Origin of the sequence: Kosakonia pseudosacchari (assembly GCF_900184035.1) — a bacterium.
Lineage (GTDB): Bacteria > Pseudomonadota > Gammaproteobacteria > Enterobacterales > Enterobacteriaceae > Kosakonia > Kosakonia pseudosacchari.
The window spans coordinates 581,794-599,088 of record NZ_FXWP01000009.1; the positions used below are offsets into that span (position 1 = coordinate 581,794).

Here is a 17,295-nt window from a genome sequence, read left to right on the forward strand (position 1 = left end):
TTATTCCTCCAGTTGTTGAAGACTGCGGCTGCGAATCTCTTGTTGCAGCTTCTCGATAACATCGTTTACGTCCAGGCTACCCAGGTCTTTACCGCGACGGGTACGCACAGCCACTTTGCCGGCTTCAACCTCTTTGTCACCACAAACCAGCATATAAGGGACACGACGTAAAGTGTGCTCGCGGATTTTAAAGCCAATCTTCTCGTTTCTCAAGTCTGCTTTTACACGAATGCCCGCATTTTGCAGTTTACGGGTCAATTCGTTAACGTATTCAGCCTGTGAATCAGTGATGTTCATCACAACTACCTGCACTGGTGCAAGCCAGGTTGGGAAGAAGCCTGCAAATTCTTCAGTCAGGATGCCGATAAAGCGCTCCAGAGAACCAAGAATTGCACGGTGAATCATCACTGGGACTTGTCGCTCGTTACTTTCGCCAACATAAGAGGCGTTCAGACGAGACGGCAAGGAGAAGTCCAGCTGGACAGTACCGCACTGCCATGCACGATCGAGGCAGTCATACAGGGTAAATTCAATTTTCGGACCGTAGAATGCGCCTTCACCCAGTTGATACTCAAATGGGATATTATTCTCTTCCAGCGCCACAGCCAGGTCCGCCTCAGCACGATCCCACATCTCGTCGCTACCGATACGTTTTTCCGGACGAGTGGAGAGCTTGACGACGATCTTCTCGAAGCCAAAGGTGCTGTACATATCGTAGACCAAACGAATACAAGCGTTCACTTCATCACGCACCTGCTCTTCTGTACAGAAGATGTGGGCGTCATCCTGAGTGAAACCGCGTACGCGCATTAAGCCATGCAGAGCGCCTGACGGCTCGTTACGATGGCAACTACCGAACTCTGCCATACGTAACGGCAGATCGCGGTAAGATTTTAAGCCCTGGTTAAAGATCTGTACGTGACCCGGGCAGTTCATCGGCTTGATGCAATATTCACGGTTCTCAGAAGAAGTCGTAAACATGGCATCTTTGTAGTTGTCCCAGTGGCCGGTTTTTTCCCACAGCACACGGTCCATCATGAACGGGCCTTTTACTTCCTGATACTGGTACTCTTTCAGTTTAGAACGTACGAAAGTTTCCAGTTCACGGAAGATAGTCCAGCCATCGTTATGCCAGAACACCATACCCGGCGCTTCTTCCTGCATATGATACAGATCGAGCTGCTTACCGATTTTACGGTGATCGCGTTTTGCCGCCTCTTCCAGACGTTGTAAATACGCGTTCAGCGCTTTTTTATCTGCCCACGCGGTGCCATAAATACGCTGCAGCATTTTATTATTGCTGTCGCCGCGCCAGTAGGCACCCGCTGTTTTCATCAATTTGAAGTGATGGCAGAAACGCATGTTCGGCACGTGCGGACCACGGCACATGTCGACATATTCCTGATGATGATACAAGCCAGGCTTGTCATCATGGGCAATATTTTCATCAAGGATCGAAACTTTATAGCTTTCGCCGCGTTTAACAAACGTCTCGCGCGCCTCTTTCCAGCTTACTTTCTGCTTGATGACATCGTAGTTCGTTTCGGCGAGCTCATGCATACGCTTTTCGAGCGCGTCGATATCTTCCTGGGTCAGCGTATGGTCAAGATCAACGTCATAGTAGAAACCGTTATCAATAACCGGACCAATAGCCATTTTGGTGTTGGGCCAAAGTTGCTTAATCGCATGACCTAACAGATGCGCACAGGAGTGACGGATGATTTCCAGACCGTCCTCATCTTTTGCGGTGATGATGGCGAGTTTGGCATCGCTGTCAATCACATCACATGCATCTACCAGTTCACCGTTGACGCGACCAGCAATACAGGCTTTCGCCAGTCCCGGACCGATATCCAGCGCAACATCCATTGGGCTTACAGCGTGGTCATAATGGCGTTGACTGCCATCAGGAAGAGTAATTACAGGCATTTCATTTCCTTAATTTGCAGTGGTGCCCCGCACGAAAGAGCACATACAAAATGAGAGATCAAAGATATAACAGCCGCGACGATAAGTTTTCTCGCTTCACTCTGCGGAATTTGTACAGCGTAGAGATCAACCACTACCTGATACCCTTACCTGCCGCTGTTAAGTACCCGGCAATAGTACACATTTGCGAAGGGGGTTGAAAGGATTAGTGTGACATAGCTCAAGAGTGCTGCTTTATTGCAGATTTACGATACCGCCTTAAAAATGTTGCAAAAACAACCACCCAACCTAAGGATTTTCTGATTTTTTAGCAAAATCTTGACATGGTGGCATCTCAAGCCATTTATTTGGCTACCCGTTAACGCCCAACCTACTGATAAAGCATGGCAATCTTTTACTCCATTGTTATTTTCGCACTTCTCGCGATCATTATTTTTTCGTTTTATAAGCACCACAGCATGAAGTCGTCCCGCACCCTTCCGGGCCGTTACAAGAAACGGCGTGGATAACACCGTTTTCTTTTACAAGTCAGGACGTTTCAGAAAGGCACGCATGGCTCGTGCCTTTCTTTATCATATCTACCCTGCTTTTTCAGGCGTTGTAACCTAAAGCGCGGATCACGGTTTCCATCGCTTCTTGCGTTAGCTCGGATCGCTTAATTTTCGTATTGGCCAGCATGGTTCTGACCACCCCGGCAATCACAATATGTTTAGGTTCTTGTCCGAGATCGCGCATTTCTAGGACGATTTTTCCCACTACACGGCACATTTCTTCATATAACGCTTCGTCTTTGGACGTCCCCATGGCACCTCCGGTAGCGATAGTTTTGATAAGCAGGCTGCCTTATGAAGAAAGCGGCTTGCATCCGTAAAAAGTCAGTAAAGCATATTGTTACCAACTACTGTACACTGCCGCTTCCCCCTGATCGCATGAAGAAGCGATTTGAACGGCTTTTTCCTTACGCTCCCTCTTTTTCAGGCATTTGCACAAAGTTAAATTTGCCTGCAAATTTACCTTAAAGTTACTCAGCTCGTTGCCGATGATTAATACATTAGCGGTCTGAATGAATTAATGACGGTAATGCAGGCAATCAACCATAATGAGTTTATCGGGCTGAACCTCTCCGCCCGAAAAAAAACGACCTCCACGCTACAAGAAAGCATTGAACGTCTGTCTTCGGGGTTACGCATTAATGGCGCGAAAGACGATGCTGCCGGGCAGTCTATCGCTAACCGCATGCGTTCTAACGCCAGTGCGGACAGTGTGGTGGCGCGCGGTCTTGATGATGCTATCAGTATGGCGCAGACCGCTGATGGCAGTTTGCATACCGTTAGCGAACTTTTGATCCGGGCGAAAAGCCTGGCCATACAATCCGGAAATAGCACCCTCTCCGAGAGTGACCGGCAAAGCATTCAGAACGAATATCAAAATATTCTTAACAATATCCAGTCAATCTCAGAGAGTACCGAAATTTTTGGACGCTACCCGTTGGCGACTGATTCACCAGAATTGCCGCCGGAGTTGATTGGTGATGTGCCACCACTAAACGTCAAGTTTCCGGTTCAGGGTACCAATTATTCGTACAGTTCAGGCATTGTCTCGCTGGCCTACATCCCTGCCGGTTCAACCAATATTGCTATAACGATTGATTCACTGGGACTCGATGATGATATTCAGTTATTCACGCGCGACGGCAAACACCTGGCCGGGACACCAATTAACGGCACAGCCCCGGACTATACATGGAAAAGCCGCGGCATCACGGATTCAGCGAAAGCGACCAGCCGTGTTCTGACCGAGGCCAATGGTTTTGCGCATGGTGCTACCTACGACGATTCTTTGCTGATTGAAGGGGGCGCAACATGGGCGCTCAACGGTAGCGAGACGCTAAATTACAACGGTATGACTATCGGTTATAGCGGCGATGGTGACCGGTACGAACCGGGCAACGCTTTTAATGACGGTAGCAACGGTTCAAACCGACTTGAGCGCGTAAAGATCGATAACGTTACGGAAGATTTGGTGGTAATGATCGTGGGTAGTGGTTCTTTTACCAGTAACTTAACCTGGGGCACCCTGCCAAAGCCCACGATAACGCCAGCAGAACCGCCGAAACAGAGTCGCCCGTGGGAGGTCGTAACCAGCGCGAATGTGGGTGATGAGATCCAGTCCGTAACCATGCCAACCACACCGGCTGACGTGAAATCCCTGGGATTAAACGCGACATCCTTGCAAACCGCCGCCTCGGCAGGTGTCGCAATGGGTGCGCTTGACAAAGCACTGGATAAAGTAAGTGGCTGGCGCGCACAGTACGGCGCGTATATTAATCGTTTTGAATCGAATAAATCGGTACTGACACAACAAAACGTTGCAACAGCAGCAGCGAAGAGCAGGATAGAAGATGCAGATTATGCGCTGGAAGTCAGCAAGATGGCCAAAGCCCAAATATTACAGCAGAGCCAGGATATGGTACTAAAAGTCGCTAACCAATCTGCAGAAAATATTCTGGCGCTTCTTCGCAGCTAACATTGTATTTTCGCTACGTTTAATAACAGCACTTAATAACAAAGCCATTTGTCGCCCGCAACTGAATAACCTATTTCAAAGAATCCGTATTGCAGTACAAATACAAAAAACCGGTACGACATGATCCGGTTTTTTCAAAGTTAATGAATTAACTTAGAATGTATTTAGTTCCACTCACCCGCAACCAGGGTATGCGCGTTAAACGCATTATCATTTGAGCCCTGAGCTGACTGAGACACAGGAACCATATTGGAACCCGCTTCAATGTTGGTGATGTTAGTGTTAGTCTGGCTGGCAGTTGCTGCAGGCTGAGCCGCGAAAACGCCAAACGAGAGTGCAGAAAGCACGACGGCGACCGCAGCGGTTTTGATTTTTTTCATAATTAAATTCTCATGCTTGAATAACAACATAACTGGCGGGGCGTTTTTTTGCCCGTGTTGTTAGTGTAGATCTGGATCACACTTTTGCACAGTCAATTTATTTATCTATTCGTGTCAAATAAACTGAATATGTAACGCAAATATTAATTATGAGGAAATTATGAAGAGAAAAGAATACTTAAACGAAATTGAATAATGAATAGTGGAATGAAAAGAGCACAAATTAACAAATAAAAAATGGGCCGATATTTTCGGCCCAACGAATTACATTTTATAGCCTAACGTTACCGTCGTTCTGCGATCGGTATGATCCGGCGCGGTTGACGGTGGCTGAGAGTTCCAGGTCAGGTTATACGCAACTTTCAAAGCAAAGTGCGCGTTAATCGCTACGTTCAGCGCGGTTTCCGAGTTCACAGTAGTATCGTCCGCACCAAATACGGAAACACCCTGGGTGAATTTCGTGTTATCGGTCATCTGCCAGGCGTAGGTGCCAGAAGCATAACCGAGCCCGGTCGTTTTCGTGTTGCCGTCGGTGTACTTGTCATAACGTACACCAGGACCGAATTCAAAGCGCAGGCTGTGAACCGGGCCATTCAGGAACTGACGACCATAACCAGCCGTCAGTACGTCGCGATCGCGATAGCCGTTATAGCGGTCAGTTAACCAGCTCGCCTGGCCAAACAGGTAATCGTAATCCGTCATGTTATAACGACTACGACCACCTACTGCGTATTTTTCAGACGAACGCACATCATTTGACGATGTATTGCTGGCGTTGCCCCACAAAGACCAGGCAGTCGTCTCGCCGTACCAGGTCAAGGTGGAATCAGCAGTCAAAGAGGAGCTCTTTGTATTGCCGGACTGAGCCAGATAACCACCGTTTACACCGCCTTCAAACGGCGCTTTAGCGGTAGAGGGATCATCCATGACAGTAAAAACAGTATCATCTGCAAACGCGTGCATTGATACAAACACACCCGCCGCCATCACAAGCACGGGTACTGTCTTCAAAAGCTTCATTTATTTAGAGTCCGAACAGCAAAAAAAGAGACCAACACGGTCCCGGAAACTTTCATTAGGATCAATGACCAACGGTCCAAAGAAAGGTAACAAATTATAAAAAGGCCGCTTAAACATATCAATGAAATCTTATTTGATTTTTTGAATAAGAGGGATCTCAAAACAGCAAAATTGGTTATTAATACCCACTGCGCATTTAATCAATATCATTTTGAAATCATGCCCTTAATTCCTTTCCCTTCTGCCTGAACAGTGCCAGGCTTACAGCAACCAGAGAAAAAGGAGGTCATCATGGCAGCTATATACACCCTTACACTGGCGCCTTCGCTTGATAGTGCGACGCTGACGCCACAAATTTATCCCGAAGGTAAATTACGCTGTACAGCACCCGTATTTGAGCCTGGCGGCGGCGGCATTAATGTTGCACGTGCGATTGCACATCTGGGCGGGAAAGCAACGGCAATATTTCCAGCAGGCGGCGCAACGGGCGAACATCTCACTGCACTACTGGCGGACGAAAATGTGCCGACCATTACCGTAGCCACACAAGACTGGACGCGGCAGAACCTGCACGTCCATATCGAGTCCAGCGGTGAGCAATACCGGTTTGTTATGCCTGGTGCCGCGTTGAATGAAGACGAATTTCGCCAGATAGAAGAAAAAGTCCTGACGATTGAACGCGGCGCGATTTTGGTGATAAGCGGCAGCCTGCCTCCGGGCGTCCAGGTTGAAAAGTTAACGCAGTTAGTTAAAGCTGCGCAAAAACAAGGCATTCGCTGCATTGTCGATAGCTCGGGCGAGGCACTGACGGCCGCGCTGACCATAGGTAATATTGAGCTGGTAAAACCCAATCAGAAGGAGTTGAGCGCGCTGGTGGGGCGAGAGCTCACCCAGCCTGATGATGTGCGCAAAGCCGCGCAGGAGATCGTCCAGACGGGCAAAGCCTTGCGCGTAGTCGTCTCCCTTGGCCCGCAGGGAGCGCTGGGCGTGGATGCGGATACCTGTGTTCAGGTCGTACCGCCACCGATGAAAAGCCAAAGCACGGTGGGCGCAGGCGACAGCATGGTTGGTGCAATGACGCTCAAACTTGCACAAGATGCGCCTTTTGATGACATGGTACGTTTCGGCGTCGCCGCCGGGAGTGCTGCCACCATCAACCAGGGTACTCGCTTGTGCGCGCGGGAAGACACGCAAAAGATTTACGACTATTTGCGCCATGCCTGATATATCTCCCCTTCCGGCTGGAAGGGGAAATATCAAATATCTCTACGGTGGTCGACAAATGTCACTCGCCGTCTATGCTAAAAAAACATCAAGATAACAACGAGGTGAACGATGGGCAGCGATGGTATTACTCGCTACGTAGTTGAGGTCAAATTTCATGACCAAACGCTGACAGACATCAACGAGCTCAATAACCACTTTACACGTGCCGGCTTTCTCCTCACGATGGCAGATGATAACGGCAACGTACACGATCTTGGCACCAATACGTTCGGTTTCATCAGTGCGCTAAGTGAAAAAGATGTTCAGGCGCTGGCAAGCGGGCTTGCTGAAAGCGCTGTAGACGAAGAGACGGAAATCACGGTCACCACCTGGGAAGCGTTCCAGAAGCAGGAACATTAAGTGCCTTTCCACCGTTGCGTATGCCGGGCGTGCGGTAAGTCGGATTTTTCAACAGCTGTAGTGCGCTAACCTTATGATCTGGCTGATTACATGGGAGAGACATCATGTGGCAAGCGATAAGTGGTCTGTTAAGCGAACAACTGGGTGAAGGCGAAATTGAACAACGCGACGAACTGCCCGGTGGCGAAATCCATGCCGCGTGGCACGTACGCTACGCCGGGCGCGATCTCTTCGTAAAGTGTGATGATCGCGCACTGCTGCCCATTTTTACGGCCGAAGCCGACCAGCTCGCCCTGCTGGCACGCAGTAATACCGTGCGTGTCCCTGCGGTTTGGGCGGTGGGAAGCGACCGCGACTACAGCTTTCTGGTCATGGAGTATCTTCCTGCACGTCCGCTTGATGCGCACAACGCGTTTATGCTCGGTCAGCAGTTAGCGCGCCTGCACCAGTGGAGCGATCAGCCGCAGTTTGGCCTCGACTTCGATAACGATCTTTCCACCACGCCGCAGCCCAACGCATGGCAGCGCCGCTGGTCAACGTTTTTTGCGGAGCAACGTATTGGCTGGCAGTTAGAGCTGGCCGCGGAAAGAGGGCTGGAGTTTGGCAATATCGATGCGATTGTCGAACACGTTCAACAACGGTTGAGCTCTCACCAACCGCAGCCCTCGCTATTACATGGCGATCTTTGGTCGGCCAATTGCGCGCTTGGGCCTGACGGCCCTTACATCTATGACCCGGCTTGCTACTGGGGTGACCGTGAGTGTGACCTGGCGATGCTCCCCCTGCACCCGGACCAGCCGCCGCAAATCTATGACGGTTACCAGTCCATCTCCCCGCTCCCCTCTGATTTTCTCGATCGCCAACCCCTTTACCAGCTGTACACGTTGTTTAACCGGGCAATCTTATTCGGTGGAGAACATCTGGTGAATGCGCAAAAAGCGCTGGATCGCGTGCTGGCGGCGTGAGTGTTGTTCTCAGACCCGGGGCGCAACGCCTCGGGTTTGGGTATTACAGGAAACCGAGCAGCGTAAAGAAGAAATAACCGGCAACAATAATGAGCACCGGTAATATGTAGAGCGGGAATATTTGCAGAAAGATGGTGTGATGCGGCACCACAATGCGAGCTTCAATCTGTTCGCGCGTTAACCCTTCCGGCCCTTTGGCTTTCTCGAGGATCATCTGATTTTCCACGCCTTCACGCAGAAAACGCGCCTGGCGACTCATGCGCGCACCGGACGCCTGCAGCGCCAGCCCGACAAAGATCAGCACATAAATAATCCAGAACATAATGTTCAGGCTTTGGTGGAAATCGGGTGTTGGTGAGTTGTACCAAAAAAGATTCAGGAACGGCGTGTTAAAACGCATCATCTCAATGATTACATGGGCGAAATCAAGCATTACGGCATTAATGCCCGGCTGTTTTTCGCTGTGATCGTACATAAATTTCAGTACAGAAATGATTGTCGAAATGACGGCTGGAATAAAAATCACCCAACCCAGGACGCGTTTCAGTACGGCGATGCGTCCAGCTTGTTGATACGTCATGGATTCCCCTTGTAAGTGACGCACTGTTTGCGCCTTAGTCTACCTGCTGATAACCATTTTCGCCTGATCTTTAAAGGCAGTATGATGAATGCTTAACCATAATTTCGCTTTTACCCCTGCAAAATCCGTGAATAGAGAGGTGTTATGTCTGCCCCGCGACAAATTCTTGCTGCCATTTTTGATATGGATGGATTACTGATTGACTCTGAACCGCTCTGGGATCGCGCCGAACTTGAAGTTGTGGCTGGCCTTGGGGTTGATATTTCAAGACGCAATGAGTTGCCCGATACGCTTGGCCTGCGCATCGATATGGTAGTTGAAATGTGGTATGCCCAGCAGCCCTGGAATGGTCCGGGCTGTCAGGAAGTCACCGAGAGAATCATTCAGCGCGCCATCTCTCTGGTTGAAGAAAAGCGCCCGTTGCTGCCGGGTGTACGTGAAGCCATCGCGCTGTGTAAGGACAGCGGGCTGTCGGTTGGACTGGCATCCGCATCGCCGCTGCATATGCTGGAAAAAGTGCTGACCATGTTCGATCTACGCGACAGTTTCGACGCACTCGCCTCAGCGGAAAAGCTCCCCTACAGCAAGCCGCACCCGCAGGTTTATCTGGACTGCGCGGCAAAACTTGGGGTAGATCCGCTCACGTGTGTAGCGCTGGAAGATTCGGTTAACGGCATGATTGCCAGCAAAGCGGCGCGGATGCGTTCCATCGTTGTGCCGGATGCCGAACATCGCGCGGACCCGCGCTATGTCCTTGCTAACGTGAAACTAGAAAGCCTCGAACAGCTCACTCCCGAACATCTGCGCGGTTAATTTTGCCTGCGGGGTGATACAGATCACCCCATTACATCTCATTTTTGAAACGCTATTTCATTTTTATTTGTATTTTCTTTGTCCGCCTTCTATTCTGATCTTCAGGCGCAGATGCCGATGACAACAATTTATAACGCCGGAGTAAATATGATACTGGAAGCCTTTAAGCTTACGGGTAAAGTGGCTATCGTCACCGGGTGCGACACCGGGCTGGGTCAGGGAATGGCATTAGGGCTTGCGGAAGCGGGCTGCGATATCGTCGGTGTTGGCCGCAAAGTGCCTCAGGAAACCGCCTCCCGCGTGCAGGCCTTAGGACGCCGTTTCCATGCTATTCAGGCAGACCTTCGCCACCAGCACGGTCTGGAGGAGGTGGTAAAACAAGCCGTAGCGACATTTGGGCACATCAACATTCTGGTGAATAACGCGGGTACGATTCGCCGCTGCGATGCCATTGATTTCAGTGAGCAAGACTGGGATGACGTGATGAATCTGAACCTGAAAACAGTATTTTTTCTCTCTCAGGCGGTGGCACGGCAATTTATCGCTCAGGGTGATGGCGGAAAAATCATCAACATCGCCTCGATGCTCTCGTATCAGGGCGGTATTCGCGTGCCTTCATATACGGCGTCCAAGAGCGGCGTCATGGGGCTGACGCGTTTACTGGCAAACGAATGGGCGCCACATCAGATTAACGTGAATGCGATAGCACCCGGCTATATGGTGACCAATAACACACAGCAACTGCGGGAAGATGCGGAGCGCAGCCAGGAGATCCTTGACCGTATCCCGGCTGGGCGCTGGGGTGAACCAGAAGATCTGAAAGGCGCTGCGGTATTCCTGGCCTCAAAAGCGGCGGATTATATTAATGGTTACACCCTTGCCGTCGATGGTGGCTGGCTGGCGCGTTAAGCGTTCAGGATTGTGACAAAGAGTTACACCGTCACCTCTTCCGCCTACTGTACAAACATCCTATACTGTATGCATCGACAGTTGAGTGAGTTTGACCATGACGGCGGAAGGACACCTGCTTTTTTCCATTGCTTGCGCGGTGTTTTCCAAAAACGCTGAGTTAACGCCTGTCCTTGCTCAGGGTGACTGGTGGCATATTGTCCCGTCCGCTATTCTCACCTGTCTGCTGCCGGATATCGATCATCCCAAATCCTTTCTCGGTCAGCGCCTGAAGTGGATATCAAAACCTGTCGCCCGCGCTTTCGGGCATCGCGGATTTACGCATAGCCTGCTGGCGGTTTTTCTGGCACTGACGCTCTTTTATTTAAAAGTGCCAGAAAGCTGGATAGTGCCCGCCGATGCGCTACAGGGAATGGTGGTGGGTTATCTCAGCCATATTCTGGCGGACATGCTTACTCCTGCCGGCGTACCGCTGCTCTGGCCATGCCGCTGGCGCTTTCGTCTGCCGCTGCTGGTGCCGCAAAAAGGGAATCAACTGGAGCGCGTACTTTGTATGGCATTGTTTACTTATGCGGTATGGATGCCGCAAACCTTGCCCGAAAACGGTGCAGTCCGCTGGTCCTCACACATAATAACGTCGCTGCAAGATCAGTTTAATCGCTTTATTCATCAGCAATCTGACCATTAAACCGTCATTTTCCCGACTTTTGATATATACCATTCCATTTGGATATAAGCCTGTTCCGGCACATCTGATAACCTTGCGCAACAGGAACGGCCGAGAAGGCCGACCGAATAATGATATCAGGAGAACGGGGATGAATTTTCCACTCATCGCGAACGTGGTAGTGTTCGTGGCACTGCTGTTTTTGCTGGCGCAGGCGCGTCACAAACAGTGGAGCCTGGCAAAAAAAGTACTGGTCGGTTTAGGCCTCGGCGTGATCTTTGGCCTCGCGCTGCAGGCTATCTATGGTGCTGATAACCCGGTACTGAAAGAGTCCATCCAGTGGTTCAACGTAGTCGGTAATGGCTATGTTCAGTTGCTGCAAATGATTGTCATGCCGCTGGTTTTCGCTTCGATTCTGAGCGCCGTTGCGCGTCTGCATAACGCGTCACAACTGGGAAAAATCAGTTTTCTGACCATCGGGACACTGCTGTTCACCACGCTCATCGCCGCGCTGGTGGGCGTGCTGGTGACCAATCTGTTCGGTTTGACGGCAGAAGGTCTGGTGCAGGGTACGGCAGAAACCGCGCGTTTGAACGCCATTCAGAGCAATTATGTCGGCAAAGTAGCCGATCTCACCGTGCCGCAATTGCTGCTCTCTTTCGTACCGAAAAACCCGTTTGCCGACCTGACCGGCGCAAACCCAACGTCAATTATCAGCATCGTTATCTTCGCGGCTTTCCTTGGCGTTGCGGCACTGAAGCTGCTGAAAGATGATGCGCCGAAAGGTCAGCGCGTACTGACCGCTATCGATACGCTGCAAAGCTGGGTGATGAAACTGGTACGCCTTGTGATGCAACTGACACCGTATGGCGTACTGGCGCTGATGACCAAAGTTGTCGCGGGTTCTAACATTCAGGACATCATTAAACTCGGCAGCTTCGTTATCGCCTCTTACCTTGGCCTGGGCATTATGTTTGTGGTGCATGGTCTGCTGCTCGGCGTGAACGGCGTTAGCCCGCTGAAATTCTTCCGTAAAGTATGGCCGGTACTGACATTTGCCTTCACCAGCCGCTCCAGCGCTGCGTCCATTCCGCTGAACGTAGAAGCGCAAACACGTCGCCTGGGTGTACCGGAATCTATCGCCAGCTTCTCCGCCTCTTTTGGCGCAACCATTGGACAGAATGGCTGTGCGGGTCTTTACCCGGCGATGCTGGCAGTAATGGTAGCCCCGACCGTTGGCATTAACCCGCTAGATCCGCTGTGGATTGCCACCTTAGTCGGGATTGTCACCGTGAGTTCCGCAGGCGTAGCGGGCGTGGGTGGCGGTGCGACGTTTGCCGCACTTATCGTGCTGCCTGCGCTGGGCCTGCCGGTCACGCTGGTGGCGCTGCTCATCTCCGTTGAACCGCTTATTGATATGGGCCGTACCGCCCTGAACGTCAGCGGTTCCATGACCGCCGGTACATTGACCAGCCAGTGGCTGAAACAGACCGATAAAGCTGTGCTGGACAGTGAAGAGGACGCCGAACTGGCGCACCGTTAATCACCCGGCATGAAATAACCGATGCCTCTGTTTGAGGGGCACCGTTTGATAAAAAAACCGCCTGTAATAACAGGCGGTTTTTTTTACTCTTCCTCTATCTCGCCTTCCTGGCGCATTTGCAACGCCCAGCGCTGAGCGGCTTCCGGAACGCTAAAGATCGGCGAGCGGCGAAACTTTTCCCCCATCAACACAAACGCCACATACTTGCCACGCAGCAACCAGACATCACGATAGCCATCCACTTTTGAGGCGTGTTCGGGGGGAGCCGGTTCGACGCGCGGGACATAGCTGATAATGGCTCGGTTTTGTTGACGATAAGATTTCATAAGCGATGCGTTCTACAGACAAATTCTACAAACATTAAAGACCTATCATAGCCGATTGTGAGCTTGTGCGTCGCGCCTGGAACCACTTTCTCTGATTTTTCACCTCCATTCTGTCTCCTGATTAACCAGGTTAACGCAGCACGTTGTTCTATAGTTAGAAGGGTTTTAAGGAAACATCGACCATTTTTCAGCAATGAAAACAGGAGACGAGTTCAATGTCGCACAATGAGAAAGACCCACATCATCACGCCCCGGTCCATGACGCAAACGAATCCCGCCCAGGGCTGGATTCCCTTGCCCCTGAGGACAATTCCCACCGCCCTTCCCCGCGTCCCACAGCACCTGGCGAGCAACCGACCGCGCCAGGGAGTATGAAAGCGCCGGACACGTCGAATGACAAACTGAACGCGCTGGAGCCTTACCGAAAGGGCGGCGAGAATTATCCCCTTACCACTAACCAGGGCGTGCGCATCGCCGATGATCAAAACTCCCTGCGCGCGGGAAAACGCGGCCCAACACTGCTGGAAGATTTTATCCTGCGGGAGAAAATCACCCATTTCGACCATGAACGTATCCCCGAACGTATCGTGCATGCACGCGGGTCGGCAGCGCATGGTTACTTTCAGCCTTATCGCAGCCTGAGCGATATTACCAAAGCGGATTTTCTCTCTGATGCGGATAAAATCACCCCGGTTTTTGTCCGTTTTTCTACAGTGCAAGGCGGCGCGGGTTCAGCGGACACCGTCCGCGACATCCGTGGATTTGCCACCAAGTTCTATACCGAAGAAGGCATTTTTGACCTGGTTGGCAACAATACGCCGGTCTTTTTCATCCAGGATGCGCATAAATTCCCCGATTTTGTCCATGCGGTAAAACCAGAACCGCACTGGGCGATCCCGCAAGGCCAAAGCGCGCACGACACCTTCTGGGACTATGTTTCGCTACAGCCGGAAACCTTACACAATGTGATGTGGGCGATGTCCGATCGCGGCATTCCGCGCAGCTATCGCACGATGGAAGGTTTCGGGATCCACACATTTCGCCTGATCAACGCCGAAGGCAAAGCCACGTTTGTGCGCTTCCACTGGAAACCATTGGCAGGCAAAGCATCGCTGGTGTGGGACGAATCGCAAAAACTGACCGGGCGCGACCCGGACTTCCACCGTCGCGAGTTATGGGAAGCCATTGAGGCAGGTGATTACCCGGAGTATGAGCTGGGTTTACAGCTGATCCCGGAAGAGGATGAATTCAAATTTGATTTCGACCTGCTGGACCCAACCAAGCTGATCCCCGAAGAGCTAGTTCCCGTACAGCGTGTCGGTAAAATGGTGTTAAACCGTAACCCGGATAACTTTTTTGCTGAAAACGAGCAGGCTGCGTTCCATCCAGGGCATATCGTGCCGGGCCTCGATTTTACCAATGACCCGCTGCTGCAGGGGCGTCTGTTCTCCTATACCGATACGCAAATCAGCCGGCTTGGCGGGCCGAACTTCCATGAAATCCCCATCAACCGCCCGACTTGCCCGTACCATAATCTGCAGCGCGACGGCATGCACCGCATGGAGATTGATACGAATCCCGCCAACTATGAACCGAACTCCATCAACGATAACTGGCCGCGGGAAACACCGCCCGGCCCGAAACGAGGCGGTTTCGAAACCTACCAGGAACGCGTCGAAGGGGAAAAAATTCGCGAGCGCAGCCCCTCATTCGGTGAATATTACGCGCATCCGCGCCTGTTCTGGTTAAGCCAGACGCCGTTTGAACAACGTCATATTATTGACGCTTTCAGCTTCGAGCTGAGCAAAGTGGTGCGCGCGTATATTCGTGAACGCGTGGTGGATCACCTGGCGCACATCGACATTCATCTGGCGCAAGGCGTAGCGGAAAACCTCGGCATCACCTTGAGCGATGATCAGTTAAATATCGCCCCGCCGCCAGAGGTGAATGGCTTGAAAAAAGATCCGTCGCTGAGTCTTTATGCCGTCCCGGATGGTAACGTGAAAGGCCGGGTGGTAGCCATTTTACTGCATGATAAGGTCAGCGCGACGGATGTACTCAATGTATTGCAGGGGCTGAAAGCCAAAGGCGTTCATAGCAAACTGCTCTATGCGCGAATGGGCAACGTGACAGCGGATGACGGCTCTGAATTACCGATTGCCGCAACCTTCGCCGGATCGCCGTCGCTGACGGTAGATGGCGTTATTGTTCCCGGCGGCGATATCAGCGATATCCTGCAAAATGGCGATGCGAAATATTATTTGCTGGAAGCCTATAAGCACCTGAAAACTATCGCGCTTGCCGGTGATGCGCGGCAGTTTAAGCGCTTACTGGATGTGGATGAGCAGGGAGAGGATGGTATTGTCGAGGCGGATAGCGCCACGGCGAATTTTATTGATGATTTTCTGACGCATCTTGCGGCGCACCGCGTCTGGTCGCGCATCAGCAAAATCGATAGCATTCCGGCGTAAGCGTTATTACAGCCATAAAAAACCGGCCAACTGGCCGGTTTTTTATTTGCTCAGGCTATAAACCGAAATTACTGCTTAGCTTGCGGGTCAGTATCATACTCGGCGCAGGTCTGGTAGCCGGAGTTCATGACATGGCCGGTTTCATCCAGCGCAACGAAATAGGTTTCGGTTTTGCCGTCACGTTGACCCAGAATATAGGTCTGGCAAGTCCCGCGCGCGTGGATCATCGTAACTTCAGAAGAAGGACGGCCAGCAACCTGCATAACCTGCTGACGGCTCATGCCTTTTTTCACATCTTTTACCACCGGCTGAGAAACCTGATCTTTTGCACGATCGTAAGCCGTACAACCCGCCAGCATAGTCAGCACTGCAGCTGCGCCCAGAATTCCTGCGATGTTCTTATTCATATTCCATCCTCTTTTGTATCCGCTTGTGTATCAGCGTGTTATCTAAGCCTGGAATATAAAATTGCATTTTTCAACTAACAGAGTGCATCGGCATAACTTTCGGAGAAATCTAATAAAAGTGAAATAAGCTGCTAAAACGCCGTAAATTGCGGCACTCAAATCTGTGATCCTTGTCGTTTTACCGCCAAAGGGTTAATTTGGCCCTATTATCTATTTGCACCCTGCAAAGCAGGACAACACAACGGAGGGGTAAATGACTCTGCAACAAGAGATTATTCAGGCGCTAGGCGTGAAGCCCGCGGTCAATGCCGAAGAAGAAGTTCGCCGCAGCGTGGATTTCCTGAAAACCTATCTGAAAACCTATCCTTTTTTGCAAACGCTGGTGCTTGGCATTAGCGGCGGCCAGGATTCCACGCTGGCCGGGAAAATCAGCCAGATGGCGATCAGCGAACTGCGCCAGGAAACGGGCAATCAAGCATATCAGTTTATCGCCGTCCGCCTCCCTTACGGTAAGCAAGCGGATGAACAGGATTGCCAGGATGCCATCGCGTTTATTCAGCCGGATCGCGTCCTTACCGTGAATATCAAAGCCTCGGTGCTGGCAAGCGAGCAAGCACTGCGTGAAACCGGCATCGAACTGAGCGATTTCGTGCGCGGCAATGAAAAAGCGCGCGAGCGAATGAAAGCGCAATACAGTATTGCAGGCATGACGAAAGGCGTGGTGGTGGGTACCGATCATGCCGCCGAAGCAGTGACCGGTTTCTTCACCAAATATGGCGATGGTGGCACTGATATCAACCCCCTTTTCCGTCTGAACAAACGCCAGGGTAAACAATTGCTGGCTTACCTGGGCTGCCCGGAACATCTTTATAAAAAAGCGCCAACGGCCGATCTGGAAGACGATCGTCCTTCACTGCCGGATGAAGCCGCCCTGGGCGTAACTTACGAAAATATCGATGATTATCTGGAAGGAAAAACGCTGGATGCCAGTATCGCGAAAATCATCGAAGGCTGGTATGTGAAAACAGAGCACAAGCGCCGCCCGCCGATTACCGTATTCGACGATTTCTGGAAACAGAAATAACCCGCAGGCGGCGCAAGCCGCCTCTTTTTTAGCCACTTATTGACTGCTA

At 51.2% G+C, this 17,295-nt stretch carries 17 protein-coding genes; 10 read left to right on the forward strand and 7 right to left on the reverse strand.

The window, feature by feature from the left end:
* Together thrS and fumD are read right to left on the reverse strand one after the other, a co-directional pair.
* Complete coding sequence (thrS, locus tag BN2591_RS04725; protein WP_017456552.1) at positions 1 to 1,929, reverse strand: threonine--tRNA ligase; 1,929 nt, start codon at positions 1,927 to 1,929, stop codon at positions 1 to 3.
* Positions 1,930 to 2,520: 591 nt separating this feature from the next.
* Complete coding sequence (fumD, locus tag BN2591_RS04730; RefSeq protein WP_017456551.1) at positions 2,521 to 2,733, reverse strand: fumarate hydratase FumD; 213 nt, start codon at positions 2,731 to 2,733, stop codon at positions 2,521 to 2,523.
* Between the two features lie 276 nt (positions 2,734 to 3,009).
* Here fumD and BN2591_RS04735 point away from each other — a divergent pair, with 276 nt between their 5' ends.
* Positions 3,010 to 4,455, forward strand: coding sequence for a flagellin N-terminal helical domain-containing protein (locus BN2591_RS04735; protein ID WP_086869948.1), 1,446 nt, complete (start codon positions 3,010 to 3,012; stop codon positions 4,453 to 4,455).
* A gap of 164 nt (positions 4,456 to 4,619) precedes the next feature.
* Here the strand turns inward: BN2591_RS04735 and BN2591_RS04740 are convergent, their stop codons facing one another.
* Together BN2591_RS04740 and BN2591_RS04745 are read right to left on the reverse strand one after the other, a co-directional pair.
* Positions 4,620 to 4,835: a YdgH/BhsA/McbA family protein gene (locus BN2591_RS04740; protein WP_086869445.1), complete on the reverse strand. Its 216-nt coding sequence runs from the start codon at positions 4,833 to 4,835 to the stop codon at positions 4,620 to 4,622.
* Positions 4,836 to 5,099: 264 nt separating this feature from the next.
* The gene (locus tag BN2591_RS04745; protein ID WP_086869447.1) at positions 5,100 to 5,855 is read right to left on the reverse strand and encodes a DUF481 domain-containing protein; all 756 of its coding nucleotides are present in this window, start codon (positions 5,853 to 5,855) and stop codon (positions 5,100 to 5,102) included.
* 291 nt (positions 5,856 to 6,146) lie between these two features.
* Between BN2591_RS04745 and pfkB the strand changes: the two genes are divergently transcribed.
* The 3 genes from pfkB (at position 6,147) to BN2591_RS04760 (ending at position 8,446) form a co-directional block, all read left to right on the forward strand.
* The gene (gene pfkB / locus BN2591_RS04750) at positions 6,147 to 7,079 is read left to right on the forward strand and encodes a 6-phosphofructokinase II (protein WP_086869449.1); all 933 of its coding nucleotides are present in this window, start codon (positions 6,147 to 6,149) and stop codon (positions 7,077 to 7,079) included.
* Between the two features lie 111 nt (positions 7,080 to 7,190).
* The gene (gene ghoS, locus BN2591_RS04755) at positions 7,191 to 7,481 is read left to right on the forward strand and encodes a type V toxin-antitoxin system endoribonuclease antitoxin GhoS (protein WP_086869451.1); all 291 of its coding nucleotides are present in this window, start codon (positions 7,191 to 7,193) and stop codon (positions 7,479 to 7,481) included.
* A 104-nt stretch (positions 7,482 to 7,585) separates the two neighbouring features.
* Positions 7,586 to 8,446 carry a fructosamine kinase family protein gene (locus BN2591_RS04760; protein ID WP_086869453.1) on the forward strand — a complete coding sequence of 287 codons (861 nt, stop codon included), beginning with the start codon at positions 7,586 to 7,588 and terminating at the stop codon, positions 8,444 to 8,446.
* A 43-nt stretch (positions 8,447 to 8,489) separates the two neighbouring features.
* Here the strand turns inward: BN2591_RS04760 and BN2591_RS04765 are convergent, their stop codons facing one another.
* Positions 8,490 to 9,026: a YniB family protein gene (locus BN2591_RS04765; RefSeq protein WP_086869455.1), complete on the reverse strand. Its 537-nt coding sequence runs from the start codon at positions 9,024 to 9,026 to the stop codon at positions 8,490 to 8,492.
* A gap of 144 nt (positions 9,027 to 9,170) precedes the next feature.
* Between BN2591_RS04765 and hxpB the strand changes: the two genes are divergently transcribed.
* The 4 genes from hxpB (at position 9,171) to BN2591_RS04785 (ending at position 12,958) form a co-directional block, all read left to right on the forward strand.
* Complete coding sequence (gene hxpB, locus BN2591_RS04770; RefSeq protein ID WP_086869457.1) at positions 9,171 to 9,839, forward strand: hexitol phosphatase HxpB; 669 nt, start codon at positions 9,171 to 9,173, stop codon at positions 9,837 to 9,839.
* A 147-nt stretch (positions 9,840 to 9,986) separates the two neighbouring features.
* Positions 9,987 to 10,748 carry a 2-dehydro-3-deoxy-D-gluconate 5-dehydrogenase KduD gene (gene kduD / locus BN2591_RS04775; RefSeq protein ID WP_086869459.1) on the forward strand — a complete coding sequence of 254 codons (762 nt, stop codon included), beginning with the start codon at positions 9,987 to 9,989 and terminating at the stop codon, positions 10,746 to 10,748.
* A 97-nt stretch (positions 10,749 to 10,845) separates the two neighbouring features.
* Complete coding sequence (locus tag BN2591_RS04780) at positions 10,846 to 11,436, forward strand: metal-dependent hydrolase (protein WP_086869460.1); 591 nt, start codon at positions 10,846 to 10,848, stop codon at positions 11,434 to 11,436.
* A 130-nt stretch (positions 11,437 to 11,566) separates the two neighbouring features.
* On the forward strand, positions 11,567 to 12,958 hold the full coding sequence (locus BN2591_RS04785) for an L-cystine transporter (protein ID WP_086869462.1): 1,392 nt from the start codon (positions 11,567 to 11,569) through the stop codon (positions 12,956 to 12,958).
* An 83-nt stretch (positions 12,959 to 13,041) separates the two neighbouring features.
* Here the strand turns inward: BN2591_RS04785 and cedA are convergent, their stop codons facing one another.
* A complete protein-coding gene (cedA, locus tag BN2591_RS04790) occupies positions 13,042 to 13,284 on the reverse strand; it encodes a cell division activator CedA (protein ID WP_065368672.1) in 243 nt (80 codons plus the stop codon).
* A 215-nt stretch (positions 13,285 to 13,499) separates the two neighbouring features.
* On the opposite strand from cedA, the gene katE reads away from it, so the two are divergent.
* Positions 13,500 to 15,755 carry a catalase HPII gene (gene katE / locus BN2591_RS04795; protein ID WP_086869464.1) on the forward strand — a complete coding sequence of 752 codons (2,256 nt, stop codon included), beginning with the start codon at positions 13,500 to 13,502 and terminating at the stop codon, positions 15,753 to 15,755.
* A gap of 68 nt (positions 15,756 to 15,823) precedes the next feature.
* Here katE and osmE read toward each other — a convergent pair whose 3' ends face one another.
* Positions 15,824 to 16,162: an osmotically-inducible lipoprotein OsmE gene (gene osmE / locus BN2591_RS04800; RefSeq protein ID WP_017456537.1), complete on the reverse strand. Its 339-nt coding sequence runs from the start codon at positions 16,160 to 16,162 to the stop codon at positions 15,824 to 15,826.
* Positions 16,163 to 16,415: 253 nt separating this feature from the next.
* On the opposite strand from osmE, the gene nadE reads away from it, so the two are divergent.
* Positions 16,416 to 17,246, forward strand: a complete 831-nt coding sequence (nadE, locus tag BN2591_RS04805) for an ammonia-dependent NAD(+) synthetase (protein WP_086869466.1) — start codon at positions 16,416 to 16,418, stop codon at positions 17,244 to 17,246.
* The last annotated feature ends 49 nt before the right edge of the window (positions 17,247 to 17,295 follow it).